The sequence below is a fragment of the Herbiconiux flava genome, assembly GCF_013409865.1.
In the GTDB taxonomy this organism is placed as follows: Bacteria; Actinomycetota; Actinomycetes; order Actinomycetales; family Microbacteriaceae; genus Herbiconiux; species Herbiconiux flava.
The window spans coordinates 2238115-2264662 of record NZ_JACCBM010000001.1; the positions used below are offsets into that span (position 1 = coordinate 2238115).

The 26548-nt window shown below is 64.7% G+C and carries 17 protein-coding genes and 1 pseudogene; 11 read left to right on the top strand and 7 right to left on the bottom strand.

Annotated features, from left to right (window positions below; translation table 11 throughout):
• Positions 1-37: 37 nt before the first annotated feature.
• Positions 38-211 (top strand): annotated as a pseudogene (locus BJ984_RS18670) (DNA/RNA helicase domain-containing protein); the annotation flags it as partial.
• Positions 212-266: 55 nt separating this feature from the next.
• Here BJ984_RS18670 and BJ984_RS10865 read toward each other — a convergent pair.
• Positions 267-422 carry a ribbon-helix-helix domain-containing protein gene (locus BJ984_RS10865; protein ID WP_179548029.1) on the bottom strand — a complete coding sequence of 52 codons (156 nt, stop codon included), beginning with the start codon at positions 420-422 and terminating at the stop codon, positions 267-269.
• A gap of 64 nt (positions 423-486) precedes the next feature.
• Here BJ984_RS10865 and BJ984_RS18935 point away from each other — a divergent pair, with 64 nt between their 5' ends.
• The 7 genes from BJ984_RS18935 (at position 487) to brxL (ending at position 13869) form a co-directional block, all read left to right on the top strand.
• Positions 487-609, top strand: coding sequence for a hypothetical protein (locus BJ984_RS18935; protein ID WP_271206599.1), 123 nt, complete (start codon positions 487-489; stop codon positions 607-609).
• Between the two features lie 929 nt (positions 610-1538).
• Positions 1539-2294 (top strand): hypothetical protein, encoded by a 756-nt coding sequence (locus tag BJ984_RS10870; protein WP_179548030.1) that lies wholly within the window; start codon positions 1539-1541, stop codon positions 2292-2294.
• Complete coding sequence (locus tag BJ984_RS10875) at positions 2291-2848, top strand: BREX protein BrxB domain-containing protein (RefSeq protein ID WP_179548031.1); 558 nt, start codon at positions 2291-2293, stop codon at positions 2846-2848. Before BJ984_RS10870 ends, BJ984_RS10875 begins: the two co-directional genes overlap by 4 nt.
• Entirely contained in the window at positions 2845-6300 is a 3456-nt protein-coding gene (brxC, locus tag BJ984_RS10880) for a BREX system P-loop protein BrxC (protein WP_179548032.1), read from the top strand. The genes BJ984_RS10875 and brxC overlap by 4 nt, the downstream gene beginning before the upstream one ends.
• Before the next feature lie 2 nt (positions 6301-6302).
• Positions 6303-9485, top strand: coding sequence for a BREX-1 system adenine-specific DNA-methyltransferase PglX (locus tag BJ984_RS10885; protein ID WP_179548033.1), 3183 nt, complete (start codon positions 6303-6305; stop codon positions 9483-9485).
• A complete protein-coding gene (pglZ, locus tag BJ984_RS10890) occupies positions 9482-11815 on the top strand; it encodes a BREX-1 system phosphatase PglZ type B (protein WP_179548034.1) in 2334 nt (777 codons plus the stop codon). The genes BJ984_RS10885 and pglZ overlap by 4 nt, the downstream gene beginning before the upstream one ends.
• Entirely contained in the window at positions 11812-13869 is a 2058-nt protein-coding gene (brxL, locus tag BJ984_RS10895) for a protease Lon-related BREX system protein BrxL (RefSeq protein WP_218870038.1), read from the top strand. Before pglZ ends, brxL begins: the two co-directional genes overlap by 4 nt.
• Positions 13870-14190: 321 nt before the next feature.
• Here brxL and BJ984_RS10900 read toward each other — a convergent pair whose 3' ends face one another.
• From BJ984_RS10900 to BJ984_RS10915, 4 genes are all read right to left on the bottom strand, one after another.
• Positions 14191-15150, bottom strand: coding sequence for an SMEK domain-containing protein (locus tag BJ984_RS10900; RefSeq protein WP_179548035.1), 960 nt, complete (start codon positions 15148-15150; stop codon positions 14191-14193).
• Between the two features lie 34 nt (positions 15151-15184).
• Entirely contained in the window at positions 15185-15838 is a 654-nt protein-coding gene (locus BJ984_RS10905; protein ID WP_179548036.1) for a DNA2/NAM7 family helicase, read from the bottom strand.
• Positions 15839-15942: 104 nt separating this feature from the next.
• Entirely contained in the window at positions 15943-16962 is a 1020-nt protein-coding gene (locus BJ984_RS10910; RefSeq protein WP_179548037.1) for a restriction endonuclease, read from the bottom strand.
• A gap of 826 nt (positions 16963-17788) precedes the next feature.
• Positions 17789-18190 carry a winged helix-turn-helix transcriptional regulator gene (locus tag BJ984_RS10915; RefSeq protein WP_179548038.1) on the bottom strand — a complete coding sequence of 134 codons (402 nt, stop codon included), beginning with the start codon at positions 18188-18190 and terminating at the stop codon, positions 17789-17791.
• 101 nt (positions 18191-18291) lie between these two features.
• Between BJ984_RS10915 and BJ984_RS10920 the strand changes: the two genes are divergently transcribed.
• Positions 18292-18651: a DoxX family protein gene (locus BJ984_RS10920; protein ID WP_179548039.1), complete on the top strand. Its 360-nt coding sequence runs from the start codon at positions 18292-18294 to the stop codon at positions 18649-18651.
• A 127-nt stretch (positions 18652-18778) separates the two neighbouring features.
• On the opposite strand, the gene BJ984_RS10925 is transcribed toward BJ984_RS10920, so the two are convergent.
• Positions 18779-19057 carry a hypothetical protein gene (locus BJ984_RS10925; RefSeq protein ID WP_179548040.1) on the bottom strand — a complete coding sequence of 93 codons (279 nt, stop codon included), beginning with the start codon at positions 19055-19057 and terminating at the stop codon, positions 18779-18781.
• Between the two features lie 366 nt (positions 19058-19423).
• Between BJ984_RS10925 and BJ984_RS10930 the strand changes: the two genes are divergently transcribed.
• Together BJ984_RS10930 and BJ984_RS10935 are read left to right on the top strand one after the other, a co-directional pair.
• The gene (locus tag BJ984_RS10930) at positions 19424-20005 is read left to right on the top strand and encodes a hypothetical protein (RefSeq protein WP_179548041.1); all 582 of its coding nucleotides are present in this window, start codon (positions 19424-19426) and stop codon (positions 20003-20005) included.
• Between the two features lie 34 nt (positions 20006-20039).
• Positions 20040-20378, top strand: coding sequence for a hypothetical protein (locus tag BJ984_RS10935; RefSeq protein ID WP_179548042.1), 339 nt, complete (start codon positions 20040-20042; stop codon positions 20376-20378).
• 52 nt (positions 20379-20430) lie between these two features.
• Here BJ984_RS10935 and BJ984_RS10940 read toward each other — a convergent pair whose 3' ends face one another.
• Positions 20431-26535 carry a DUF4011 domain-containing protein gene (locus tag BJ984_RS10940; RefSeq protein ID WP_179548043.1) on the bottom strand — a complete coding sequence of 2035 codons (6105 nt, stop codon included), beginning with the start codon at positions 26533-26535 and terminating at the stop codon, positions 20431-20433.
• Between the last annotated feature and the right edge of the window lie 13 nt (positions 26536-26548).

A 26548-nucleotide genomic window follows, 5' to 3' on the forward strand; every position in this document is an offset into this window, starting at 1 on the left:
ATGCGCTGGAACAACACCCAAACAGACTGGACCGGGTCGCCTCGACGCGGTGGATTCGATCCATAGGGTGCAGGGCTACGACCTCAACTACGCCGGTCAGATCATCGGCTCCGACGTCCGATTCGACACGACCTCCGGCCGCATCGCAGTCGACCACATTGAGCTCGCCTTCACCCCGCAGAATGTGCTGCTGTCGGCACGAAACTGTTGACCGCAGTCGACGCGTGGCATGCCGCTGGTCCCCACATGTCGGAGTTAGTCGTGCTTCAGCCGAGGTCGTGGCGCTGGATGTAGTCCCGAAGAGCCTCCCGTACTACGTCCGTAACAGTGCGACCTTCGTCGGCAGCCTTGGCTTTCAGCACGTCGTAGATCTCTTCTGGAATGCGGAAAGCGCGGAGTGGAGTTTTCGGCTGATTCGGCACGCCGCAATGGTTGCACATTGGTGTTATACACCTGCTACATTAGACGGCATGAAGGAGGCTCAATATGGCCATGATCGTCATCGACGAGGGGATGTACTCGATCCTCCAATCGATTTCTCGAGACACGCAGATGTGCGTGACGGCACCTATCGATCAGATTCTGACTGAGTTGGAGGCGCCGCGGTGACCATGCACACGCTGGCCCTGCTTGTCGCGCGCAGGCGGTGCCGGGCATGCGGACTAGTCGTTCAGAGGCGAGATCTGGTTCAACCATGGCACGCGTGCTCCGAGGACTGTGCCGACGACGTGTGGCGCCGGCTGATACACCCGGCGAGGATCTCAGATCACTGGCTGACGCTCTTGACGTGTCTTGCGCTCTGCCGAGCAGCCTGGAGACCGACAAGAAGAAGGAAATCTCAGGCAGCCGCAAAAGCTCCCGCCAGCGCGCCGTGATCCCGCCAAGTATCTTCTTTGGCTCGGCGTCCGGTCTTATAGCCCCAGGGATGCATGAAGTCTCACTTCGACCGTAACGATCGACATGCGACCCGCAGAATTGAGCGGGCGAAAATCCCGAAACTAGCTTTCATGTTCCTTGAAATCGGATTGGCCTTCAGTTATGGAGAAGTTGGATGGATCTGTGCGAGTGTCGACGCAAGGCAAGACACCGATCGGCAACTGGCGGACCAGGGTGGTTGCTGGCGTTCGGCGTGATGATCTAGAGGGTGATGGCGGATTTTCTGTCGCACGCTCGATTCGACCGGAGCGCAATCCAAGAATTCGAATACGGAGACAGGCGACGGGTGACCGGCCTAGTACTCTGCCCGTAGAACGGAGCCGATGCTCTATGAGCGACTCTACGTGCCAGACTGAGTTGATGCGGCCACAGGGGACGGATCGGCAACACCGGATTAGTGCTCGGCCTTCAGGTTGGTGGCGTCTCAGCTGTTGGAGTGAGGTCGCGATCTGAGCGCGACGACGGGGGAGGGCGACTCGAAATGTTCGGTTGTCGGAAACTCTTGGTTCCGAGGGATACAAAGGGTGCCGCGTTGCAGTGCGGTGTCCGGAAGCTGCTCCAAAGGGATCCACTATCCGTGCGAAGTCGGTGAACGGGGAGGGATGACAAGTTCGCGCAACGATGACAGCGATTTCACTCTCGGCATGCTAAGGACGACCGCCAGCCACACAATAGGTATTCCCCACCTGGTCGAGCTTTTGCGCGAAGTACCGCCGGACGCGTCGGCCGACGAATACCGTGAGGCGGTGATCGACGACAATGTCCTTGCCCGCCCAACCCAAGCCGGCCGGCAGCGTTCGTTCCGCCATATACGCGAGTTGTACCTACTGGACCCTGCCCGCCCGGAGTTCGCGGCGCTGAGGCATTTCTGGGACATTGACCCGCCGTCGCGCCCGCTGCTTGCTGGGCAGTTGGCCTTCACTCGCGATGAGCTGCTCCGCGCATCGTTCACTGCGATCGCGGACCTCCCTGCGGGTTCGATCGTGACTTCGTCAGATTTCACCGCTGCCGTCTCTGCGCTGTTCGGAGACGAGATGTCGGAGTCCACCCTCGGAAAGACCGGCCGCAACACCGGAGCCTGCTGGACCCAAACCGGGCATCTCGTTGGTCGCTCTAAGAAAGTACGTACCGGCGTCCAGGCCCGCCCAGCAGCCATCGCCTATGCGGCCTACCTAGGGCACCTGGCCGGCGGTCGCGGCCTCGGTGTCCTCGATAGCCCGTGGTCGCGTATCCTCGGCATCGCGCCTAATTGTTCCCTGGATGCGCTGCGCAACGCGCATACGCAGGGACTGCTCGACCTGCTAGTAGCCGGCAACGTGGTTGACGTGTCGTTCCCTGCCGTGGGTGGTGTGGCATGAGCCGTATCTCCGATCTCGTCGACGCCTATAGAGCCGAGTTGTCTCTAACGTGGAAAGACAAAGTTTCCGGTGGCGAGCGCGTCTGGATGCTTGTCTACCCGCCGGACCTAGAGCGTCAAATACGGCACTCGCTGCCGAACTTGGGGCTGGCGACGACCCAGGCAGGTCATAACTGGATCGTGCTCGATGTGAGCGACGACTTCGGGCACTGGTTGTCGTCACACCGGCACGCGCGGGCGTTCTATGAGGAGCCGAGTGACCTCACACAGTCGATCCTCGATCAGTTCGAGACGAAACTTGTCGCGCGCATCCGCCAGACACTTCAAGCGGCTCCCGCGGGCGCCGTCGTATCGCTGGTCGGTATTGGCTCGATCTACCCGTTCTTGCGTGCGTCGAGCGTGATCAAGTCTGTCGATTCTGCTGTCGCCGGCCGCCTCCTCGTTCTCTTCCCGGGACTTCACGACCCGGAGACTCACTCATTCCGCTTGCTCGACGCGCGCGACGGGTTCAACTACCGTGCCCGCGTCATCGATCCTCTGAAGGACCTCACGTGACGATCAACAATGACCTGTTTATTCGGCCCCCGCTGAGCTTCGAGATTCCGAACGACGGTGTCACCAACGTCGATCGTCCAGAGGACTCCAACCAGTGGGATGTCCTCAAGTACGAGCTCGAGAGTTTCGTCTGGGAGGGTGAGTACGAGCACGGCCTTCAGCGCATCCTTGACTCGTACGTCGGCCACCGGGACAGGACGACGCAGCCTGCCGTGTGGGTCTCGGGATTCTACGGCAGCGGCAAGTCCCACCTCGTCCGTGTGCTTCAGCACTTGTGGGCAGACACTTGCTTCCCGAACGGTGCTACTGCGCGAGGCCTGACCTACATCCCGCGGGGCATACAGGACCAGCTGACCGAGCTGACCACGCTCGGCCGCCGGGATGGCGCCTCCCCCTGGGCAGCCGCAGGTGCGCTCGACCGGAGCGGCGACACACTCAATTCGGTGTTCCTCTCCATCATCCTCGGGGCGGCCGGGCTGCCTACGCGAGTCGCGCCCGCTCAAGTGGCTCTCTGGCTGGCGGGCAACGGGCATCTCGTCGCCGTCCGCGATCACATCACGGACAACGGTGGGGACCTCATCGAAGAACTTGGCGAGTACAACCTCAGCACGAAGCTTGCGAACGCCATCCTCGCCTCCGACACGGAGTTCGCCACATCAGCCAAGGATGTGCGTGCCGCGCTTCGGAGTCAGTTCCCGCCGGACACGCGGTCGTTCTCCACTGACGAGACCGTCGCGCTGCTCAAGAAGATTCTTGAATACGTCGGCGATGGTCATATCCCGCCGTCGTTGATCGTCCTCGACGAGGTGCAGCAGTACATCAGTGGGGACGGTGGCCGCGCGATGGAGGTGCAGAACCTCGTCGAGTCGGTGTCCCGTGAACTCGATGGTCGCGTGCTGCTCGTCGCCACGGGCCAGCAGGAGTTGACGGCGGACTCCACACTCCAGAAGATCCAGGACCGTTTCACCGTCAAAGTTGTGCTCAAGAATCAAGATGTCGACGCCGTCGTCCGTCGTGTGCTGCTGAGTAAGGAGCCTGCGAAGAAGCCGGGTCTCGAAGGCGCCCTCGCGTCGGTCGCTGGGCAGATTTCCCGGCAGCTCGTCGGAAGTAAGATTCAGCACACCGCGGAGGACGACAAGAACCTGACCGAGGACTATCCGCTGCTTCCTGTTCGGCGTCGATTCTGGGAGAGCGTGCTCCGCCAGGCCGACGCCGGCCGCGCCGGACAGCTGCGCTCCCAGCTCCGGATCGTGCATGAGGCGAACCGGAAGGTTGCGCCTGAGCCACTGGGCACCGTGGTTGGTGCGGACTTTCTTTACTCCCAGAAGAATGAGGACTTGAACGGCGCAGGGCTTCTCCTCAAGGAGACGCAGACTCTAATCCATGAACAGCGACAGAAGAACGCCCTGCGTGGTCGCGTCCTCGGCCTGATCCATCTCATCGGTCTTCTCCCGACCTCGGGGCACGGGGACATCGGCGTGCGCGCCTCGGCGGACCATCTCGTCGACCTGCTCGTCGAAAATCTCGCCCATGATGGCGACAGGCTTCGGCAAGAAGTGCCTGCCGTGCTCGAGGTGCTCGCATCAGAGGGCATTATCCAGCAGGACGGCGAGGAGTTCCGTCTTCAGACGAAGGCGGGCCGCGATTGGGACGAGGCGTTCCGCAGGCACCACGCCCAGGTCACCGACAGCGAGGTGAGCACCGAGCGCGATGCGCTGTTGCTCTCAGAGGTCGGTCGGTCTCTGCCCGCTTCGATCCAGCAGGGGCGCGCCAGAGAATCGCGCAAGCTTGCCCTGCACGCCGATGCGTCGCTCCCGCCCGACTCCGAGGCGATCCCGGTGTGGCTCCGCTCAGAGTGGGACGAAGGAATCACTGCTAAGCAGTTCGATGAGGCCGCCCGCAGCCTTGGCGTCGACTCGCCGATCATCCTCGTCCATGTTCCGCGGCTCCAGGCCCCCGCATTCGCAGCGGTGGTCCGCAACAAGCTCGCTGCACAGCGAGTGATTGACCAGCAGGGCATTCCTCAAGACGATGAGGGCAAGCAAGCCAGAAGTGCGATGCAGACCCGCCTCAATCGCGCGACGGACCAGGTGGACGCCCATGTCCGCAGCGTCACATCCAAAGCAAACGTTCTCCTCGGCGGCGGGACCGCACCCAGCGGAGTTAGCCTGCGCGAACGCATTGAAGCTGGCGCGCAGGACGCCGCGACGCGGCTCTTCCCGCGGTTCGCCGAGGCAGATGACAATCGCTGGCCGCAGGTGATCGCCAGGGTCAAGAGCGGGTCGGCGGCTGATGCACTTAAAGCCGTCCATCACGACGCCGACCCCGAGCAGCATCGCGTTATCAAAGAGGTGCTCAGCCGCATCGGCTCGGCTGGCACCTCCGCGAACGACGTCGAGAAGGCGGTCACTTCCAAACCGCTCGGCTGGCCGAGGGACGCGCTCATGGCTGCCCTCGGTGTGCTCCTTGACACCGGGGTGATTCGAGCGACGCTCAATGGCAGTGAAGCAACAACTACCGACGTACTGAAGCAGACCCGCCTCGGCAATGTGCAGCTCCGCCGTGAAGTAACAGTTCTCAAGCCTGCCGAGAAGATTCAGGCGCGCCAAGTGCTGAGCACCCTCGGGTTCCCGACCGACAACGATGGACTCGTCTCGGCGGTCGAGCAGGCCGTGAAGTCGCTCGATCAGCGCGCGAAGGATGTGAGCGGACCGGCGCCGCTCCCGGACATCAGCGTCCCGAGCAACATCCAGGTCATCATCAGCAGTTCCGGCAACGATCGAGTGCACGCTTTACTAGGCGCGAAAGATGAACTCACTAGTTTCAGCGACAGGCTCGGGGAGCTTGAGGACCGCAGCAAGAGCCGAACCACAGCCTTGGCGCTCGCTCGCTCGCTCGCTACCTCCTCTGCCGGATTAGAGACCGCGATGACCGTACGGGACCGCCTCGACGCACTGGTCTCAAGCCGTGATCTACTCGCCGACGCCGACCCTGTCGCCCCGATCGTCAAGGACCTGGCCGACGCGCTTCGTGACGCGATCCACTCAGCAGCGGGTGCGTTGAGGGACGCCCGCAAGCAGGCTGTCGAAAGCCTCGAAGCGCAGTCTGTATGGAAGCCGCTTGAACAGGAGCAACGCGCGTCGCTCCTCGCGGACCATCACCTCACTGCAGAGCCGGAGCCCAAATTGGCTGATCCATCGGCTGTACTGGCGGCGGCGCAGGCGCGACCTCTGCAAGGGTGGACCGCCGAACTGGACGCGATCCCGCAGCGTGCGTCTCGCGCTCTGGAAGCGGCCATGCGGCTGACGACCCCTGCGGCGAAGACCGTCACGGTCACCGTCTCGACTGCGAGCCTGAGCAGCTCGGACGAGGTCGAGCGGTACATCGACGAACTACGGTCGCAGCTTCTCGAAGCCCTGAGCAGCAATGACACCGTCGTGGTGAAGGGCTAATCATGACCGAAGCCACGATTACGGTCCTAAATTCCGACCAACGGCGCTTCCTCGATGCCCAGACGCAACGTGCCCGCGAGGCGGCACAGCGCGCAGCCGAGGATGCCTTGCGCGCACTCGCGGTCGGTGAGCCGAGCCGGCCTGCCTACCTGAGCGAGGAGCAGAACGGGCTTCGCCTGGCGCTTCGCGACAAGGGCCGGCAACTCGGCGACGACACGTCGCGAGCGGGCGCGCCCCTCACAAACCTTGTTCATGACGTCGCATATGAGCAATGGCACCGCTTGCTGTTTGCTCGCTTCCTGGAGGTCAACGGACTCCTGCGGCACGCCGAGTACCGCGACATCCCGCTGTCGTTGGAGGACTGCGCCGATTTCGCGCCCGACCTCGACGAGCCCGACGCGTGGGCCGTTGCCGCTCGCTTCGCCTCGGAGATCCTGCCCGGTGTTTTTCGCCTGACCGACCCTGCGGTACAGGTACGATTCGCGGCTGAGCATCGGAACGCGCTGGAGCGTTTGTTGTTAGAGATCCCCGCTGAGGTGTTCACGACTGAAGACGCGCTCGGCTGGGTGTATCAGTTTTGGCAGACGGCCGAGAAGAAGCGGGTGAACGACTCCGGGGTCAAGATTGGTGGCGCCGATTTGTCTCCAGTCACGCAATTGTTCACCGAGAATTACATGGTCCGATTCTTACTGGAGAACTCGCTCGGCGCTTGGTGGGTCGCACGGCACCCCGAGTCGCCCCTGGTCGCCTCGTGGGAGTATCTGCGTCATAACGACGACGGCACACCTGCCGCGGGCTCGTTCAGCGACTGGCCCGAGCGCGCCGCCGACGTGACCGTCATGGACCCTTGTTGCGGCTCCGGTCACTTCCTCATCGCCTTGTTCGGGATGCTCTGGCGCATGCGCGCCGAGGAGGAAGGGATCACCCCGGCCGAGGCACAAGACGCCGTCCTCCGTGACAACCTCCACGGCCTGGAACTAGACCCACGCTGCACCCAGATAGCGACGTTCAACATTGCACTCGAAGCGTGGAAGCAAGGCGGGTTCCGCGAGCTTCCAACACCCCAAGTGGCATGTTCGGGAGTACCCATTCGTGCTTCGCGTGCTGAATGGGAGTCTCTCGCCGGTGAAGACGATGAGCTTCGGAAGGTCATGACTCACCTTCACGGTTTGTTCCGGGATGCAGATTCGCTCGGCTCGCTAATCGACCCGCGACCGGCTATCGAGCGCGATGGTGGGCTCTTTGGCCGAGACCTCAGCGTTGGAGTCGAATGGGACAAAACACGCACACTCCTGTCAGAGGCGCTCCTGGCTGAGTCGGGTATTCCCGCCGTCCTGGGGAACGCGGCCGAAGATGTTGTGAACGCAGCGGGCATGCTGGGACGCGACTACGTACTTGTCGCAACGAACCCGCCCTTCCTATCAGCTAGTCGCCAATCTGAAGCACTCAAGGAGTTCACCAAGTCTGTAGACGGTCCGGCCAGCGGCAATCTCGCTTACACGATGTGGCGTCGGTGGAGTGGGTGCGGGACTGCGTTCGTCTTGCCGCAGAATTGGCGCTTCCAAGTCAGCTACTCCACTTTAAGGAAGGAGATTCTGAGGCGGGGTGCTCGTCATTTAGTGAGTGCTCTCGGCGTCAACGGTTTCTCGACGAGCATGTGGGATTTCAATACAGACCTAGTCATATCAACTCCTGCCCGCGTTCGTTCGCTGGCGGGAATTGATGCCGGTCGTGGGGCGAGCCCCACGGAGGTCGGTGACTTCCTGCGACAAGGTCCTCTGGTCTCGGTCTCGGCCGACAGCCAGATCGAGAACCCCGATCATCGAATCACGCTAACGTCGATCAATCGATCCGCTCTCTTGGCAGCACTCGCCACCTCCTCGCAAGGCGTGACTACGGGGGATAATTCTCAGTTCATTCGCAAGATGTGGGAAATTCAACTCCCTCACTCAGAGTTCCGCCCGATCCAGAGTTCGGTTAGCGGAACAGCTCACTTTGCTGGCCGAGATCAGCTCATCTGGTGGCAGCAAGAGGGCGCTGCGCTGATCGGAAACCCTCAGGCCCGAATTCAGGGGAGCGCAGTTTGGGGTAAGCGAGGAATAGCGGTCTCGCAGATGGGCAGTCTGCCAGTGACGCTCTACACGGGCGAGATATTTGACATGAACGCGGCGGTTGTAGTCCCACACGATGAATCCGATCTGCCGGCATTGTGGGCGTATCTATCCAGCGCGGAATACAAGCGCGACGTTCGAGCAGTGGATTCAAAGCTCAATGTGACCAACGCGACGCTCGTGAAAGTGGCATTCGATCGTGATCGTTGGCAGGGCGCGGCAACCCAGGCTGGGCCGCTACCGCAGGCCTACACGGATGACCCAACGCAGTGGTTATTCAATGGGCACCCTGTCGGTTCACCCCAGCCGCTCCAGGTCGCTGTTGCCCGCGTGCTCGGATATCGCTGGCCCAGGCAGAAACCAGATGAGCTTGATCAGTTCGCTGACAGTGACGGAATCGCCGCTTTGCAGTCGCTGCCCAACGAACCAGACCTCGCCACTCGCTTGCGCGAGCTGCTCCTAACTGCCCATGGCGCGGATTGGTCGAGCAAATTTGAAAGGAAGCTTGTCACTGACGCCGGGGGAAAAAGCGGACGGCTGGAGGATTGGCTCCGCGACTCGTTCTTCGCTCAGCATGTCAAGGTCTTCGGCAACCGGCCGTTTCTGTGGCACATCTGGGATGGACGCAAGGACGGGTTCTCTGCGTTCGTTAACTACCACAAGCTCGACCGGCGGACGCTGGAGAAGTTGACCTTTACTTCGCTCGGCGCGTGGATCGACCGGCAGAAGCACGAGGCTCGCGCAGAGCGTGCAGGTGCCGATGCACGCCTGGGCGCCGCTGAGGATCTTCAGCGCAGGCTGAAGCTCATCCTTGAAGGCGCGCCCCCGTATGACATCTATGTGCGGTGGAAGCCCATGGCCGAGCAATCGATTGGCTGGGAACCGGACTTTGACGATGGTGTGCGGCTCAACATCCGGCCGTTCGTGACCGCCGACGTGCTCCGGTCGAGGGTGAACGTTCATTGGCGAAAGGACCGCGGGACGAACCCCGACGGGTCCGAACGCCATAACGACCTGCACCCGACACTCGATGAGCGCCGTGTAGCCCGGAAAGCTGCGGAGGCAGCCGAATGACGCTCGTCCGTGCCGTGGTCGCCAAAGCCCTGCGTGATGTCGCAGTTTTCAACGCGGGTGCAAACTCCGCTCCTGCGACCGTGCTGTGGGCCGACCCCGAGCGCACATGGGAGCCGGTCATCCGCTGCCTCCAGGAGGCGGTGCCCATTCTCGTTCTCGGCGAGTATGACCCCGACTCTGCCGAGGGCCCGGCACTCTGGCTTCGAGCCGTTCTTGCCTCACCTGAGTCAGCGAAGCTACCGTCTCATCTTGCCGAACGCGATGAGCGCAACCCGTGGGTGATCTATCTGCCTGGTTTCAGCCGAAGTTCCGTGGCCGAGGCATCGGTTCTCAATGACTCACTCGCACCGCTCGCCGAGATCGTGATCCGCTCCAACTGGTGGCCCTCGGCCCACGGCCAGTCGCCGTGGACGCCGCACTCATTCCTCTCGTCAAAGCAGGGTGTCGGCCTAGACATTGCTGGTGACGCCGCGACAAAGGCGGCACTCACGCAGGTGCTGGACAAGTTCCTTCTCGAGGACATCGATGACCTCAAGCGCATGGGGCGTCTCGACTCGTCGCGCCTGCACCACCTCGTGCTCAATGACTCGGTGCGCACGCTCCTTGAATGGATGGATGATCCGAGCACCGTGCGAAGCTCACTCGAGGGCGCGCGATGGCAGGCGCTCATTGCCTCCTGCAAGTCCGTCTACGGCTTCAGCCCTGAGAAGGACGGCGCGCTCATTGCGGCCAGCAAGCTCGGAAGCCGGGCTGGCGAGTGGAGTGCGGTTTGGCAGCGGTTCGCGGAGAATTCCGCCCGCTATCCGAACATCGCCAAGCTCCTCGATCAGGCACGCCCCTCTGTCGTGCCGCTATTTGGAGACACCGACCCGCATCCTGACTCGTGGCCCTCATGGAATCGCGACCAGGAGGAGGCCTTGCGGACTGCACTCGGTGCGCTCGCGACTCACCCGAACCCGGGCGATCGGGTCAAGGGCCTCGCTGCGGCACATGCGGCGCGGGAAGACAACGTCTGGGCGGCCCTCGGGCAAGCGCCGCTCGCACGGGCCGTAGGCCACCTCGCCGAACTGGCAGACCGCGCTGCGACCGCTAAACCTGCGACAGACCTCAAGAGTCAGGTCGCCTGGTACGGCGATGAGGGCCACATGATTGACGACCTCGCTCTGCGAGCGATCGCGGCAGCAAAGACCGCGCAAGACCGCGCCGCAGTGACCACTGCGCTTGGCGCGCTCTACGACCCCTGGGTCGACGAGTCGGCGCGGGGCTTCCAGAAGGCGGCAGTGACCAACTATCACGGGCGAACCGGCCTCGACGTCGGAGCGGGAACTGCCGTCGTCTACGTCGACGCGCTCCGCTTCGACCTGGCTACACGCGTGGCTCGGCGGCTATCACCACTCGAGGCTGCCGTAGAGACTCGGTTGGCTGCGTTCCCCAGCGTGACTCCGACCGGGCAGCCGGCGGTAGCCCCCATCGCTATGACCATGGGCGGCGGCACCTCCTTCGACGCGGCCGACGACCAGGGCCGATCCCTTAAGGGCGCGGTCCTGCGCTCGGCACTCGCGAGTGCTGGTGTTCAGTTCCTCGATTGGGACGCCGCCGAGGTCGGAGATCCGACCGGAAAGGCGTGGACACAGACGAACTCGATCGACTCGCTCGGTCATTCTCAAGGACATGCGCTCGCGGACCTCGTCGATCGGCAGCTCGACCTCGTTGCAGAGCGCGTCCGCGGGCTGCTCGACGCGGGGTGGCGGAAGGTTGTCATGGTCACCGATCACGGGTTCCTATTGCCCGGCCGGGCAGCGCAGAAAGTCACCTTGCCGTTGCAAGTCACGGAAGGAGACGCGGCACGCAAGCCTCGTGTGGCGAGATTGAAGGCTGCAGCGGCGCGCCCGGACTTTCCCATTCTGACCTGGACCTGGGATTCGTCTGTCGATATGGTCAGCGCGCCGGGAACCTCAGCGTTCGAGGCGGGTCGCCTTTACGAGCATGGCGGCTTGAGCCTTCAAGAGTGTGTGATTCCTGTGGTGACAGTGACGACCGGCGAGGCGGCCGGTGCGCCCGTTCAGATCGATGCTGTCCGGTGGACCGGACAGCGATGCCGCCTGGACTACAGCCCTGCGGAGGCCGCCGTTGTCGCAGAGATCCGAATGCGCCCCGCCGAACCGTTGAGTCTGGTGGGCGGCCCAAAGTCGCCCGTGGAAGCGGGCGAGGTCAAAGTACTTGTCGATGAGGAGCTAGCCTCCGCGGGTGCTGTCGCGTGGATCATGCTTCTAGACCCAAACGGGAAGGTTCTGGCCCAAGCGCAAACCACGGTTGGAGGCGCAGGATGAGCGAGGCAATCACGCTGGATGAGATTGACGAAACCGCGGCATCTACCTTTGAAGGCTACGTCGTCCGCAAAGATCTCGCGCAGCAATTCAAAGGCGCTTACCCCGTGCCTACGTACGTGGGGGAATTTCTCATCGGGCGCTACTGCGCCACCACCGATCCCGAAGAGATCGAAGAGGGACTTCAGGTTGTGCGACGTCTGCTCGCCGACCGCACCGTGCGCGCAGGCGAGGAGGAGCTGTTCAAGTCGCGCGCTCGCGAGCGCATGACGATCAAACTCATCGACCTCGTAAAGGCTCGGCTCGACGCAAAGTCGAACGCCTACGTCGCCGAATTGCCGAGCCTTGGACTGCGCGACGTGCGCATCGACGACGCCGTCGTCCGCGACAACGAGCGAATGCTCACCGGTGGCTTTTACGCCGAGATTGACCTGTTCTACGACGCTGCGATCGCGGATGAGAAGAACGGCAAGCCCTTCGCTATCGGCTCACTGCGCCCTATTCAGCTCTCAACGCGCGACTCACTCTCGCGGCTGGCCGAAGGACGCTCGCGGTTCACGACTCAGCAGTGGAAGCACCTGCTGCTTCGATCGGTGGGATTCGAGCCCGCGCAGCTCAGCGACCGCGCGCAGGACGTGCTGCTACTTCGGATGGTTCCGTTCGTGCAAAGAAACTTCAACATGGTGGAGTTGGGACCGCGTGGCACTGGTAAGTCGCACCTCTTCCAGCAGGTATCCCCGTATGCGCATCTGATCTCAGGCGGCAAAGCGACCGTCGCCCGCATGTTCGTAAACAACGCGACTGGGCAGCGCGGACTCGTCGCGCAGTACGACGTGGTTTGCTTCGACGAGGTCTCCGGCGTCTCCTTCGATCAGAAGGACGGCGTCAACATTATGAAGGGTTACATGGAGTCGGGCGAGTTCTCCCGCGGCCGGGAGTCCATCCGTGCTGACGGCTCGATCGTGCTTGTCGGCAACTTCGATGTTGATGTCGCTCATCAGCAGCGCATCGGCCACCTGCTCTCGCCCCTGCCACCGGAAATGCGCGACGACACCGCGTTTATGGACCGCATCCACGCTTACCTGCCCGGCTGGGACGTACCTAAGCTCAATCCCACGTACTTCACCCACCACTTCGGACTGGTGAGCGACTTCCTCTCAGAGTGCTGGTCGCGACTCCGAGACCAATCGCGGCTTACGTCGGTCCAAGGGCGTGTGACCTACTCCGACGCACTGTCTGGCCGTGACCTCTCAGCGGTGAACAAGACCATCGACGGGTTGCTGAAGTTACTGTACCCCGACGCGGAATCTGCCATCTCAGACGAAGACCTCGAATGGGCAGTGCGAATAGCGCTGGAATCCCGTCGTCGAGTCAAAGAACAGCAGCGGCGTATCGGTGCCGCCGAGTTCCGAAACACCCAGTTCGGCTACCGCCTAGGCGAGGGCGTCGAGCGATTCGTCTCTACCCCCGAGCTGGCGAGTCCGGACTCGATCGGCATCGACCCGCTGCCCCCGGGTCAGGTCTGGGCGATCTCCGAAGGGAGCGGTGATGCGGGCCCTGGGCTTTACCGGATCGAAGCGGCCGACACGCCTGGATCGGGCGCACGTGGGCTCCTCAACCAGGCCGCGCCTGCCACGCTCCGCGAGAGCTTCAAGGTCGCCGAACAGAACATCGTCGCCCAGGCGAGACAACTCGTGGGCGACCGTGATCCCCGTGAGCACAACCTCACGGCTCAGGTCCGGGCCTTCGACGCCGCCAAGACCGGAGCTGGGCTTGGGCTACCGATTCTCCTCGCACTTGCCTCCGCGATGCTTCAACGGTCGGTGCGTGGTGGGCTAATTGCGGTCGGCAACTTGTCGCTCGGCGGCGGGGTCGAGACGGTGCTGAACGCCGCGGCGCTCGCCGAGCACGCCATGGAGAAGGGCGCCTCCGCACTGCTTCTGCCGGTGTCCGCACGTCGTCAGCTCCTGGATGTCAGTGACGAAGTCGCTACGAGAGTCTCGTTCATGTTTTACAACGACGCCCAACATGCGCTCCTCAAAGCCCTCGGTGAGTGATATGTCTTGTCCGGGCGCCTGCCGTCGGGGCTACCGACGTGCGTGGTCTTCGCGAGCGACTTTCCAAGCGTCATAGTGGGCGGACGTGTGCCATGCATCCTCGCCCTGCGCACCGGTTCGTTCTAGCATCATTCCCCCGCCATGTTGCTGCTTCGAGCACAGTGAAGTCCTTGGACACCCTTGTCTTGTAGGCATTTTGGGGCGCCACCCCTTTTAGTGTCGCCCGGCGCGCAGTGGCGCAAAGAGCGGGGTACATGTCGCTCGATAAGGATCCATGTCCGCTCGTCGCTAGGCTGCGAGTAGCTATCTCGATCCCAAGAATCACGGCAACGACTGCCCACAAGTCGGGCAGAGATCGTCGTCCGCGAGAGGCGTTCCCCAGCGTGGCGCATTGAGTTCAAACTCCGCGGCTAAAGCCGAGACATCTCGTTGAATCGAAATCCGGTACACATCCACTCGCGCCGCGTCATTCAGGTCGATTTGACCAAATGGATTGGCGGAAGCCAGCGTCGCAGCGATCGCTCGACTTATACCGGACGTGAGGTCGTAGATGTGCTTCAGCAGCGCCTGCGCTTTCGGTTCGAACGTTGAGTAAGGGCGCGTGATCTGTCGACCTGCTGCATCAGTGCCTCGCGCGATTAGTCGTCGGAGATCCTTCATCGTCGACAGCATGTCTGACCAATTGCCCTCGACTCCTCGAGAGTCATGTAAGGCCGGCCGATCGAAGTGGCGGAGGATCTCCTTGACCTCTTCCTTATCGTTGTGCAGATTCAGGCCCTCGACGGTTGTGAGTCCGTGAAAAACTCGCTCGACAGCGTCGAGTTGCCCGCTGGCGAGATTGCGTACGTCCAGTCCAAGGAGAAGCGAGTAAGTCTTCACCGTCACATCTTTGTCGAGCCGAAGCACTTGAGTTCCCATAGATGGTTTCGCGCATTCGAGACCAACGATGTGAAGTTCCGTGACGTTTTCGAGAGGACTCCCCGCTTTGGTGCGCTCAGATTTGAAGAGCGCGATGGTGCCTTCGACCTTCGCTTTACTAACTGCTCTCGTCGCCTGCACCGCAAGAGTCCGATTCGGGTTGAGGTGGTCAACAGCCTTGAGATTCGGGTAGTCGGCGTTAGCATTTCGCAGCGCCAAGCCGAAAGCCGCGTTCAGCGATTGCTGGATTACTGTCTCGCAATAGTCCGCCAACAGATGCCCATTCGCGTACATGGTCTTGGTTTGATATCGCAGTATGGATTCGTACCTGAAAATGCGGCTTCGCGTCTCGACGTCGTTCATCTCCTGAGCATATTGTCGGAAGTCCGCCCACGAGCTACGTGTGCAACGAGCTCTTCAATGTGCCGCTGAGCCGGCTGAACGTGTGATGCGCACTCCAACCGCCTCTTCGCGGCATCCAGCGGCGACGGGCTCGACTAGGTCGTCGACGATGCACCGACGTGCGTGAGGCGCGCTCACCAGAGTTCGCACCGGTGTCGCGCAAAAAATCGGTCGGGAGCGCATCCGCCTGGGCCGCCGAAGCCGCCTCGAAGCGGCGACGGATCTCGGCCACGATCGCCTCGGCCTCGGCCTCGGCCTCGGCCTCGGCCTTGATGCGGTTCGTGCGCAGCTCTTTGCCCCTGCCTGAGCGGTTGAAGGTGCCGTTCACCCGTGCCATCGTGAACCCGTAGCCGTCGCGTGACTCGAGTTCGGCCGACCTCAGCGGCGCCGGGAACGACGAGAGCCGGCTCTCGTAGTAGTGGTAATTGCTGAACGAGATGAGCGACTCGTCCTGACTGCGGTAGTGCCACGACAGCCACTTGCTCGGCTCCTGCGCCTGCACGCACTCCGAGAGGATCGACTCCTCGTCTTGCACCACGACGGCCTCGAGCTCGACCTCGTCGTCGGCATCGAGCGCCGTCTCGCCGAAGCTGGTGGGCGGCATCTGCTTGCAGTCACCGACCACCACGACCGAATCGGCGCGACCCATTGCACCCATGGCATCCGCCACCCGCGTCTGCGATTGAAGGTCACGGTGCGGTTCAGGTCATCAAAGTGTCGTTTGGAGCCCCCACCGTGATGCCGGCTTGAAAGCTACTCGAACTGATCTACCACGTAGACGTTGCGGAGGGGGATGATCGAGCGCCAGCGGTTCGCAAACTTCTCATAGTTGGCGAGAACGAGGTCGATGACCTCGTCGCCATCGATGAGGCGGAGGTCTTGACGGTTTCGTTCCAGTGCTTTTGCCTCTCGGCTGTAGGACCCGAGGCTGACAAACAAGCCGAGCTCCCCGCGAGCGAGCGTGCCCGTGAGCTGGTTCACCTCTGGGGAGCCAATCGTGCCTGTCAGGTGTTTGCATTGCACCTTGATGACGGGCGGTTCGAGACCGAAGGGATCACGGTGAGCGATCACGTCGACACCGCCGTCATTTGAGTATTGGGTGGTGCGTGCCTGGTACCCGACGGCGCGCAGGAGCTCGGCGACGAATTCTTCGAAATCTCTATGACTCATTCCACGCAGAATCCGATCAGTGACGAAGTCCCTGGTGTAGTTCTCGATGCGATCGGCGTCGGGCGTATCGTCCGCTCTGCGCACCGCCTGCTCTGGTTCCTCGCTTTGGCGAGTGACCAGTTGCTGTACCGCTTCCGCGGAATCAGATGCGACGAAAGTGCGGAACTCGTCTTCGTAGTTCCTCACGCGGAAGAGTGTGACGGCGGAGCCGATCTCGTAAAGAGCGTCCTTCGAGAACACGGAACGGGGCACGGCGTCCCTAATCCACCGCACGCCGACGCGGTGTTTGTGGTCTGAGGCAGATGCATCCCAGTAATACCCGGACGTAACTTCGCCGAACGCTAACGTGCGGTCAGCCTTGCGCGGCGCAATGATCAGGTCTCCAGGCGAAATCTCCTCAGCGAATCGGTGGAGTATGCCGGCCCAGATCGGTAGGGCGCCCTCTTTCGCCTCAGGGTAGGACTCTCGAAGTAGCGCCTTCAGGTCAGATCGTTCGAGCGAGATTGTTCGTAGATCTGGGATGAGATTCCAACCGATACTGACAAAACCGCCCGCGATGAGGTCCAGTGAAGTGTCATTGTGAATGCCCCAGGTCGCCGGCATGTGATGATTCCCTTCGCGCGAGCGGCTCGATTCTCGAGCGATCCTTTCGACATTAGTAGACCCACCCATCCCGACGGGCGAGAGTTGTCGGTGGTGACTAGCACATACCCAGAACGGGGCGGAGATGCGCGAGCAAGCTGAGAAGTGTTCCGCCTGGCGGGACGCAAGACGGAACTCGCGAGGTTTGCCTCCCGTTCGGAAACGAGAGTGAGACGACAATGCGTAGATCTGTTGGACCGAGGGCGACGGTTAGCGCGGTCTGAAGATCGCGCCGGATCGCGGGCTTCGCGCGTACCACCCGCGCGCAGCGTTGGGGCGGGCCGCCCGGCGTGCGTGGGCCTCCGCACAGTCGGCTCGGGCTCGGTCGGCCCGCTCGAGGAACGCGGCCTCTGCCGCGGTGTTCGTGGCCGGGTGCTCGCTGCGGAGCAGAGCGACCGCCTGAGGGTCTTCGAAGGAACGGTACTCGCCGGCGAAGAGAGGGCCGAGCTCTTCGGAGACCGCGCGGGCCAGTTCGAGGCCGCGCGCACTGAAGTCGTGCAGAGATGCCTCGGGGCGCCAGTGGAAGTCGGGTCGAGGGTGGCGTAGTACTGGCCCTCCCAGTCCTCGAGGAGCGCGATGAAATCCGGGGTCAGCCGGGTCGCGGCGTAGGCGAGTGGCTCGCTGAACCAGATGACTGAGCTGGCGTAGTCCGGTAACACGCGCACCATATCCGTCGCGTAGACATTGGGCGCCTCATTTCATGGCCCACACTCTGCGTCGTGCCCCACCTCGAGGGTCGGCGTGACCGCGACGACGCGGGCGCCGGCGTTGCGGGTCAGGGGTCACGCTAGGCGTCGTCTCGGCGGGCGGTACCGCGCACGCCGTGATCCTCATCGCGCGGCTCCGACGCGGCGGAGTCGATGTTCTGCACCGCCCAGTCGGCGAGGGCGATCGCGTGGGGGAGCAGGGTGCGGGCCTTCGGGGTGAGCTCGTACTCGACGCGGGGTGGCACCTCGGGGTAGGAGGTCCGGGTCACGAGGCCGTCTTCGGCGAGGTGGCCGAGGGTGCGGGTGAGCATCCGTTGCGAGATGCCCGGGACGGTCCGCTGGAGGTCGGTGAAGCGCAGGCGGGTGTCGTGGAGGGTGGCGATCACGAGCAGGGACCACTTGTCGGCGACGCGGTCGAGCAGGGCACGGATGGCTCGGCCCTGGTCGCCTCGGATCAGGCAGACCTTCTCGTAGTCCGACATCCGCTCGCCCCTTCGTTACACGCGTGTGCCTTTTGTAAGGCGGATCGAAAGCGCCCATGCTTGCGATGCTTACTGATCGTAACCATTGGAAGAGGTTCGCCATGTTTATCGCCTACTGGATCGTCGCCGGGCTGCTGGCCGTGTTCTACGTGTACTCCGGTGGGATCAAGGCGGTGCGGTCGAAGGAGGCATTGCGGCCGATGATGGGGTGGGTCGACGACATGCCGTTCGGTGTCGTGCGGGCTATCGGTGTTGTTGAGGTGCTCGGGGCAGTCGGGCTAATTGTGCCGCCACTTCTCGCGGTCGCGCCATGGCTCGCCTTTGCCGCAGCTGTCGGGCTCGTTCTCGTGCAGGTGGGGGCGGGGGTCGTGCACCTTCGGCGTGGGGAGAACGTGTGGATGAATGTGGCGCTCGCCGTGGTCGCGGGAGTAGTGGTGTGGCTGGCGACGGTCTGGCTCTGAGGCGCGGTCGTCGTTGATCGCTCCCTAACCGTTTGCCAAGCGATTTCGCGCAATGCTGTCAGGCGCGCTCGTATCGGGTACATTTCGGGCGATGACATGCCGTTTGGCGAGTGCGCGAACAGCGCGGCTAGGGCGCAGGATTGCCCGGATCATTGCCGTTCACGCCGACTTCACCACGTGCATCTAAGTGACGGGCCAGGACCGATGCGCCGATCAGAACCAGTCCGAGGGTCATGCAGATCTCGCGAACGATCAGGGCGATGGCGCCGGCGATCACGTTCGGGACTTCGGCCGATTGAAAGATCACCGTCAACCATCCGTCCGTGACGAGTGCAAGGGCAACGCCTATCGCTGCGAGCACGACGCCCGTGACGAAGATCTGACGAGATGTCAGCCGGGGAGGCATAAGCGATCCGTTCGGTTTGTATTGCTAGCTCCAAAGTCGCTACACAACGGCTCCAGCCCTCGGGCCACGGCTGAAAGACCAGATGCGATGGCCAGATCATGCGGACGCGGCGGGCGGGATTTGGTTGGTGTGGTCATCGTTGACTCTTCGGCTGGCTGGTAGCCGGTCTCCGCCGGCGAACAATGAGCAGGGTATGCGCCTGAGGAGTATTCAGCAAGAGGGAGATGGTGGCACCTTCGGGCTGGGTAGCAATTACTCACGTGGGGGTCGGCGGTCCCGGAGGCAGCCTGAAGGTACCCCTCGTTCGGGGGTGAAGTTATTGGTAAGAGTGAAGGGAACGAAGTCATGAAGTCCAAAATCCTCTCGATGACCGTCGTCGTCGTTACTGCCCTCGGTGCACCACTGGCGTTGACATCGACTGCTTCAGCCCAATTGATGCCCGATGAGAGTACGCAGCCTCTCAATGTCTGTGACGGCAACACACTCTCGACGGTCGATCACGACGGCGAGCAGCTGAGTGACGAGGCGCTTGACCTGGCGCTGCGGCAGGTCCGTCAGCTCTGCGATGCCGGTGTCGGATCGGCGATCTCGATCGACGAGTACATCGACTCGGTAGAACGCGATGCTCAACTCACCGACGACTACGCGAACGTGGTTGCGCAGATCAACACCAGGCCGGGCAACATGGGCATCAGTGCTTACGCGAATTCCATCCCGCTCGACAAATTGAGGAAGGAGCTGTCGTGTATCTACCGGATGCAACCGGTGACGGGGCCTTCTACGTCGTGGGAGAGCTGCGGGTCGGAGTCCACCAGCACCGGCACATATCTCACCACCCGCGGCAACGACTTCTGCCCGGTGCCGGGCACGCGCTGGGAGGCTGTCGCAGACCTGTACGTGAACGGATCGCTGAAGCAGAGCGACGGCGCGATCGCTGTGGCTCTGTGATGCTCGACCGTGTGGAGAGACGGCGATGAGGGGTGTGCCAGAGCTGATCGTGGTTCAGAGGAGAGCGGCTCTGCCCAGCGGCGCGGCCTATTTGCTGTCCTTCGTCGAACTGTGGCCCGGTCAGACCGTCGTGCGGTTCGTCGGTCTCGGCGCCGGCGCAGAACGCGAACTCAGAGGGCTGCGCTTGACGCTCACCGACGACACCGGCGCGGAGTACGCCTGGCGGGCGACCTCGTCGGGCGGCATGGTGCTGCCGGATGAGGTGAGCGTGGGGTTTCACGGCCCACTGGCCGAGGCCGCCGACTGGATCGTCATCAGTGATCCGGGTGGGGCCATTGATGAGCGCATAGCGCTCGACCGACGGCCTATCTAAACGAACTGATTTACCCCACCTCGTACGCCGGTGGCGCCTCGTCGCCCTCCGTTCAGGACGCCGACTGGATGATGCCTGCTTCGGCGCGGCGGAGGCGGCCGTTCTCGACGCCCCACTCGAGGGCTGCGTCAAGGCGGGTGCTGATCGCCTCGGTCATCCGGCGGCCGCCGAAGACTACGAAGGCCTCGCGCTTCAGGTCGGGCTCGGCCAGGCCCGCTGATGCTTCCGCGACGATTGCCATGGCGTTGGCGATCTCGATGAGGGAGACGTGGTCGGGGGAGCGGCCGTCGCCCTGCTGGGATGAGCGGGCGCCGCGCCAGGTCGTCGGGTCGATCTCGGTCGGCCAGGCGAAGGGCTCCGTCGAGTGGGTCGTCATCTCGGCGGGGACGTGGCGGAGGATTGCCGCGGCACGGGACTGGGCGACCTTGTTCAAGTCGAAGGCTGCCGCCACGAGTTTCGCGAGGCGCACCAGGTGCACCGGGCCCTCGGTCGTCACGATCTCGCGGATGACGGCCTCGACGGCTCGGGCGGCGTCCTGGCGGGGGAGCGCGTCGAGGACGGCGATCGAGCCGACGCGGCGCGGCACCCAGGGCGTGTAGTGGGAGAGGAGGTCGTCGGCGGTCGACGCCGGTGCCGCCGTCGCGATCGACCGGAGGAATAGGCCTCGCTCGGCGTCGGCGATCGGGGTCGACGGCGCGACGGAATCGGGCTCGGCGTCGTCGATCTCAAGGTCGTCCTCGAGCGCCTGCTCGACCATCGAGTCGACGCGGGCGACCTCTGCGTCGTCGTGAGCCGCAGACAAGGCGTCAGCGATCGCCAGCTCCAGGCGGTCGAGCACCGCCTCGCGGGCGTGCAGCCACTCCGGGAGCCAGACGCGTTCGACCGCCGGCCAGTGCATCAGGTTCTTCAGCACCTCCGTGGGGAGGCCGTCGCGGTCGGCGACCGTGCGGCGGGCCCTCCAGGAGTCGCCGTCGAGGAGGACCGCGAGGAGGGGGCGGTCGGGGGTCGCGGCCGGCGCGACGCTGAGGTCGACACGGAAGTCGGAGAGGCCGACGTCGGTCTTGACGGCCAGGCCGCGCATCCGCAATTCTGCAGCGATGTCGTCACGGTGGCGGTCGAAGATCGCCGTGCGGCGCGGGTCGGCCTCGAGGGCGTCGGAGCCGCGGGAGGCCATCTCGAGGTAGGACTTCAGGTGCTTCACGCCCACCGAGCTGGTCTGCTCGGCGCGGAGTTCGGAGGGATCGAAGCTCGCGAACAGGAGCACCTGGCGGCGGGCCCGGGTGACCGCCACGTTGAGGCGGCGCTCGCCGCCGGCGCGCTGCAGGGGGCCGAAGTTCAACGGCAGGAAGCCCTTGTCGTTCACGCTGAAGGCGATCGAGAAGAGGATGGCGTCGCGCTCGTCGCCCTGCACGTTCTCGAGGTTCTTCACGAACAGGCCCTCGCTGTCGTGGTCGAGCGCCTTCAGGATGCGCTCGTCGCCGGTGTCGCGCAGCAGGTTCTCGGTGAAGTCGCGCTGCTGGGCGTTGAACGTGACCACGCCGAGCGACGGGGCCTCGAACTCGGCCAGGGGCACGTCCGCCTGGGCGCGCGAGGCGGCGTCGAAGCGACGGCGGATCTCGGCCACGATCGCCTCGGCCTCGATGCGGTTGGTGCGCAGCTCCTTGCCCTTGCCGGCGCGGTTGAAGACGCCGTTCACGCGCACCATCGAGACACCGTAGCCATCGAGTGCGTCGCGCTCGGTCGAGCGGAGGGGCGCCGGGAACGACGAGAGGCGGCTCTCGTAGTAGTGGTGGTTGCTGAAGGTGATGAGCGACTCGTCCTGGCTGCGGTAGTGCCACGACAGCCACTTGCTCGGCACCTGCGACTGCACGCACTCCGAGAGGATCGACTCCTCGTCGGCCACGGCGACCGCCTCGGCCGAGAGCTCGAGCTCGTCGTCGGCGTCGATGGCCGCCTCGCCGAAGCTGGTCGGCGGCATCTGCTTGCTGTCGCCCACCACGACGACGGAGCCGGCGCGGCCCATGGCGCCCACCGCATCCGCCACCCGGATCTGCGAGGCCTCGTCGAAGACCACGATGTCGAACAGGCCCGGCTTCGCGGGGAAGAAGCGAGCGACCGACTCGGGCGACATCAGCGTGATCGGCAGGATCTGGGTGATCAGCTCGCCGAAGGTGTCGAGCAGGGTGCGCACGCTCATCCCGCCCCGCTGCCGCTCGAGCTGGCGACGCAGCAGGCCCACCTGGCCGGCCGGCGCGCTCGAATCGAAACGCCTCAGGGCCAGCACGTGCGCCGGGATGGCGTTCGGTAGCTCGGCGCGAATGGCCAGCGCACTCGTGGTGAAGCGCTCGATCGAGCGGTTGTGGGCGGTGGGGTCGAAGTCGGCCAGGCCGGTGCTCTGCTCGCGCTCGTCGACGGATGCCGCCGCGAGACCCTTCTCGAACGACAGGCGGGCGTCGTCGGCTGAGAGGTCGCCGGTTTCCAGAGCGCTTACCGCGTCGGTCAGGCTGCGGCGGCGGAGCGGTTCGAGGGCTCGGGAGAAGGCGAGCCAGCGGTCGAGGGCGACCGGGGTGGGGGAGTCGACGGCGCGGCCGGGGCGGGTGGCGGCCCAGGCATCGAAGAAGCCGCGGTGGGTGGGGGTGGCTGTCGGCTCGCTCGGCTCGTGTGCTGTCGCCCAAGCGGCGAGGCCGTTCGCCGTCGTGTGCGCTGCGGTGATGAGGTCGCCCCAGGCGGTGCTCAGTGCCGACAGGGCTGCTGAACGATTCGCTTCGGGTGCAGTGGTCTCGTAGAGACGGCGGCTCTCGGTGGTGAACGGGTCGGCCTGGTCGCCCGGGCGCACGCCGATGGTCGAGCCGACCCAGCGCAGCCAGGCGATCTGGGTGCGGGCCGCGTCGGCGTCGCTCGGGCGGAGCGGGTTCCAGTCGGTGGCGAGGTGCACGCCGGGCAGTTGCTGCACGGTGGCTCGGAGTGCGTTCAAGTGCTCGGCCGAGGCGGCGATCTGGCCGGTGAGAGTCGAGAGCTGCTTGAGGTCGACCGCATCCGGGGTCTTCAGCACCGGGGCGAGGCGGGCCGCGACCGCGCGGCGGCGCTTCTTGCGGCCGAAGAAGCCCGACTGGTCGGCGGCCAGCGCCTCGGCGTGGATGCCCGCCGCGTCGAGCGCGATCGCCTCGGGCTGCGCCTGCTGCAGCCAGGGCGGCGGGGTCTGCGCCAGGGTGGCGAGCTGGTCGAGGACGGACTGGGCGTGCTGATTCCAGGGGCTCGTCGTGTCCCGGGCGGCGTCGATCACAGCGAGCGGCTCGCGCTGGTAGCCGTCGATGCGCGACCAGTCGGCGAGCTGCTCGGGGGTCTGCGCCAGGTCGATGAACTCGGGGGCGTTTCCAGCGTTGACGGCCGCTGCGATCGCGCTGTCGAACGTCTTCGCCGCGGCGTGCGTGGCGGCCGCGTCGATCGGCGCCTCCGGCCGGTCGACCACGAAGCCCCACGGGTTCACCCGCTGCGGCCGCACGTAGTCGGCCGTCTCGGGCAGATCGCGCAGCGCGGTGCGGATCGCGTCGAAGTCCTCGGGCGAGCCGCTCGCGACCAGCGACGCCGGCACCGGCAGCGCGGGCACGAAGGCGTCGGCCGCCAGCTCGCTCGTGCGCGCCGAATAGAGGGAGAGCCCCGCCGGGTTGCTCTCATGCAGCCGGTCGGCGTAGCGGGAGAGCGTGCGGCGGTTCGAGTTCGCGATCTCGAGGTTCGTCGTGAGCGCGGCGCCGTCGGTCGTCACCCGGTGCTCGAGCGCCGACTTGATCTGCGCGCGCACCGCCGTGGGCCGCGCGCCCTTGTCGTGCAGGTCGAGTGAGAACGGGCCGAGGCCGATCTCCTCGAGGCGGCGCTGCACCACGCTGAGGGCCGCGCGCTTCTCGGCGACGAACAGCACGCGCTTGCCGTCAGTGAGCGCCTTCGCCAGCAGGTTCGTGATGGTCTGCGACTTGCCCGTTCCGGGAGGGCCCTCGAGCACGAAGGTGCGGCCCTGCGCGGCCTCGGCGACGGCCTCGAGCTGCGACGAGTCGGCCGGCACCGGGCACTGCGCGCTCAGGGCGTCGAGGTCGACGGTGCCCTCGGCCGCGGGCGGCACCGGGTCGGAGAAGGCCGCGGTCGGCGTCTCGATTAGGTGCTTCACGAGGGGGTTGGCGGCGAGCGACTCCCAGTTCTCGTCGAGGTCCTTCCAGAGCCGGAACTTCGCGAACTGGAGGATGCCCAGATTCACGGTGTCGTCGACCCGGAAGGGCAGTCCGGCATCCAGAACCGCCTGCCGCGTCGCGGTGAACGCGGCCTGCAAGTCGATGCCCGCGCCATCCTGAACAGGCTCGGCCAGCCCCGGGATGCTCAGATCGAACGCCTGGCCCAGCTTCTCGAGCAGGCAGTAGTTGGGGGTGGACGCGCCCGACTCGTCGAGCGTGAGCCGGTAGAGCGAGCCGCGGTTGGCCGTCGTCAGCGTGACCGGCACGAGGATGAGCGGCGACCGCAGCTCGCGGTCGTTGAACGTCCAGTGCAGCATGCCGAAGGCGAGGTAGAGGTTGTTGGCGCCGGTCTCCTCGACGATCGTCTTCGCCTTGTAGGCGAGGTAGCGCAGCTTCGTGGCGTACGACTCGTCGGTGATGTCGATGTACGCCTCCTTGCGGTCGGCGAGCAGCTGCGCGCGCGTCTCGTCGGGCAGCTCGCGCCCGTACTGGATCTTGCGCTCGCGATCGACGGCGCTGACCGTGTTCGAGGGTCGCAGAGACAGCTGCAGCCCCGAGCTGATCTGGTCCTCGAGCTGCGCGAGGGAGCCGCTCGGCACGGCGAGCGAGTAGCCGGCGCGGTCGGTGAAGTTGATCAGCCGGTTGCGCAGGCTCAGGTCGAGCAGCGAGTTCTTCCACTGCGCCACGCGGGGTGGGGCGGATGCTCGCCCCGCCCCCTCACCGCCGATCGCCGTCGTCGCGCGGCCGTCGCGCGTCGCCACCCGCGGGGCCACCCGGTACTCGGTGACGACTACGGCGCCGTCGGCGTCGACCGAGCGGGACGGCAGCGGGAAGATGCTCGCCGACCGTGCCGCGCCCACGTCGACGGCGCCGATGAACGTGCTCGGCGCGCCCTCGACGCGCGCTCTCGCGGCGCTCTTCGCGGCGCTCATGGCCGTCTCGGAGTCGCCGGCTCGCTGGTCGGTGACGGCCGTCGTCTCGATCAGGACGATCTGGCCGAGCGCCACGCGGTTGATCAGGTCGGCGGGCTCGAAGTCGACCACCGAGCCCAGCTCGCTGTTGTGGCGCCAGTAGCCGAGCAGGGCGTGGCCGTCGAAGATCCACAGCGTCGAGTTGATGCCCGCCTGCTCGAGGGCGGCGGCGAGCACCACCGTCGTGTCGAGGCAGGTGCCGACCCGGCCCTCGAGTACCTCGGCCGGGGTGCGCACCTTCTGACCGGTGCCCGCCCAGCTGGCGGGCGGTTCGGCGTAGCGGATGCCTCGTTCTCGCATGGCTTCGAAGATCGCCGCGACCGTCGCATCCACCCGGCTCGGATCATCGAGCTGGTAGCCGGTCATGCTGCGGTCGCCCGTGGCCTGCTCGAGCAGCTCACCGGCCTCGTGCAGGAGCGGCTGGATCACGGCGGCGTTCGGCTGCACGTAGGCGGGGAGCAGCTCCATGCCGAGCTGCACCGGGGTGGTGCGCCATTGGGAGGCGGCGAGGACGTCGACGTCTGCGGCTGCCTGGGCGATCAGGGTGCCGTCGGCGTCGCTCAGGCGGGCGGTGATGCGGCCGGGGCGTTGCTCGTCGACGGCGAGCATCCGGGCGGGGTCGAGGTGGAGGGTTCGCTCGTCGAGGGTGATGGTGGCGTGCTCGGCCAGGTCGATCAGCGTGGTGCTCGGGGCGCCGAGGGAGCCGAAGGCGTCGGTGGCCTCGATCTCGAGGGTGGCGCCGCGGCGGGCGGGGCCGTCGTTCGTGATGGTGACGGCTTCTAGCGCGGAGAGGCGGGCGTTGGCTTGGGCGTAGCTGACGACGCCGGCGGTCGTGAGTTCGAGCCTCGCTGTTGCTGCTGTTGCTGCTGCTGTTGCTGCTGTTGGCGTCACTGGCGCCGTCGCCGTCGTCTCGCGCTCGTCGGCGCCTTCGGGCGCACGGGTGACTTCAGGGTTGTTGCTGTCCATCGAGCTGCTCCCG

Excerpts from the sequence above, each read along its gene's own strand:
- BJ984_RS10870 (WP_179548030.1), top strand. The coding sequence starts at position 1,539 with ATGACAAGTTCGCGCAACGATGACAGCGATTTCACTCTCGGCATGCTA.
- BJ984_RS10915 (WP_179548038.1), bottom strand. The coding sequence starts at position 18,190 with ATGTCGGACTACGAGAAGGTCTGCCTGATCCGAGGCGACCAGGGCCGA.
- BJ984_RS10885 (WP_179548033.1), top strand. The coding sequence starts at position 6,303 with ATGACCGAAGCCACGATTACGGTCCTAAATTCCGACCAACGGCGCTTC.
- BJ984_RS10920 (WP_179548039.1), top strand. The coding sequence starts at position 18,292 with ATGTTTATCGCCTACTGGATCGTCGCCGGGCTGCTGGCCGTGTTCTAC.
- BJ984_RS10910 (WP_179548037.1), bottom strand. The coding sequence starts at position 16,962 with ATGCCGGCGACCTGGGGCATTCACAATGACACTTCACTGGACCTCATC.
- brxL (WP_218870038.1), top strand. The coding sequence starts at position 11,812 with ATGAGCGAGGCAATCACGCTGGATGAGATTGACGAAACCGCGGCATCT.
- BJ984_RS10905 (WP_179548036.1), bottom strand. The coding sequence starts at position 15,838 with ATGGGTCGCGCCGATTCGGTCGTGGTGGTCGGTGACTGCAAGCAGATG.
- BJ984_RS10875 (WP_179548031.1), top strand. The coding sequence starts at position 2,291 with ATGAGCCGTATCTCCGATCTCGTCGACGCCTATAGAGCCGAGTTGTCT.
- BJ984_RS10930 (WP_179548041.1), top strand. The coding sequence starts at position 19,424 with ATGACCGTCGTCGTCGTTACTGCCCTCGGTGCACCACTGGCGTTGACA.
- BJ984_RS10925 (WP_179548040.1), bottom strand. The coding sequence starts at position 19,057 with ATGCCTCCCCGGCTGACATCTCGTCAGATCTTCGTCACGGGCGTCGTG.
- BJ984_RS18935 (WP_271206599.1), top strand. The coding sequence starts at position 487 with ATGGCCATGATCGTCATCGACGAGGGGATGTACTCGATCCTCCAATCG.
- BJ984_RS10900 (WP_179548035.1), bottom strand. The coding sequence starts at position 15,150 with ATGAACGACGTCGAGACGCGAAGCCGCATTTTCAGGTACGAATCCATA.
- BJ984_RS10940 (WP_179548043.1), bottom strand. The coding sequence starts at position 26,535 with ATGGACAGCAACAACCCTGAAGTCACCCGTGCGCCCGAAGGCGCCGAC.
- pglZ (WP_179548034.1), top strand. The coding sequence starts at position 9,482 with ATGACGCTCGTCCGTGCCGTGGTCGCCAAAGCCCTGCGTGATGTCGCA.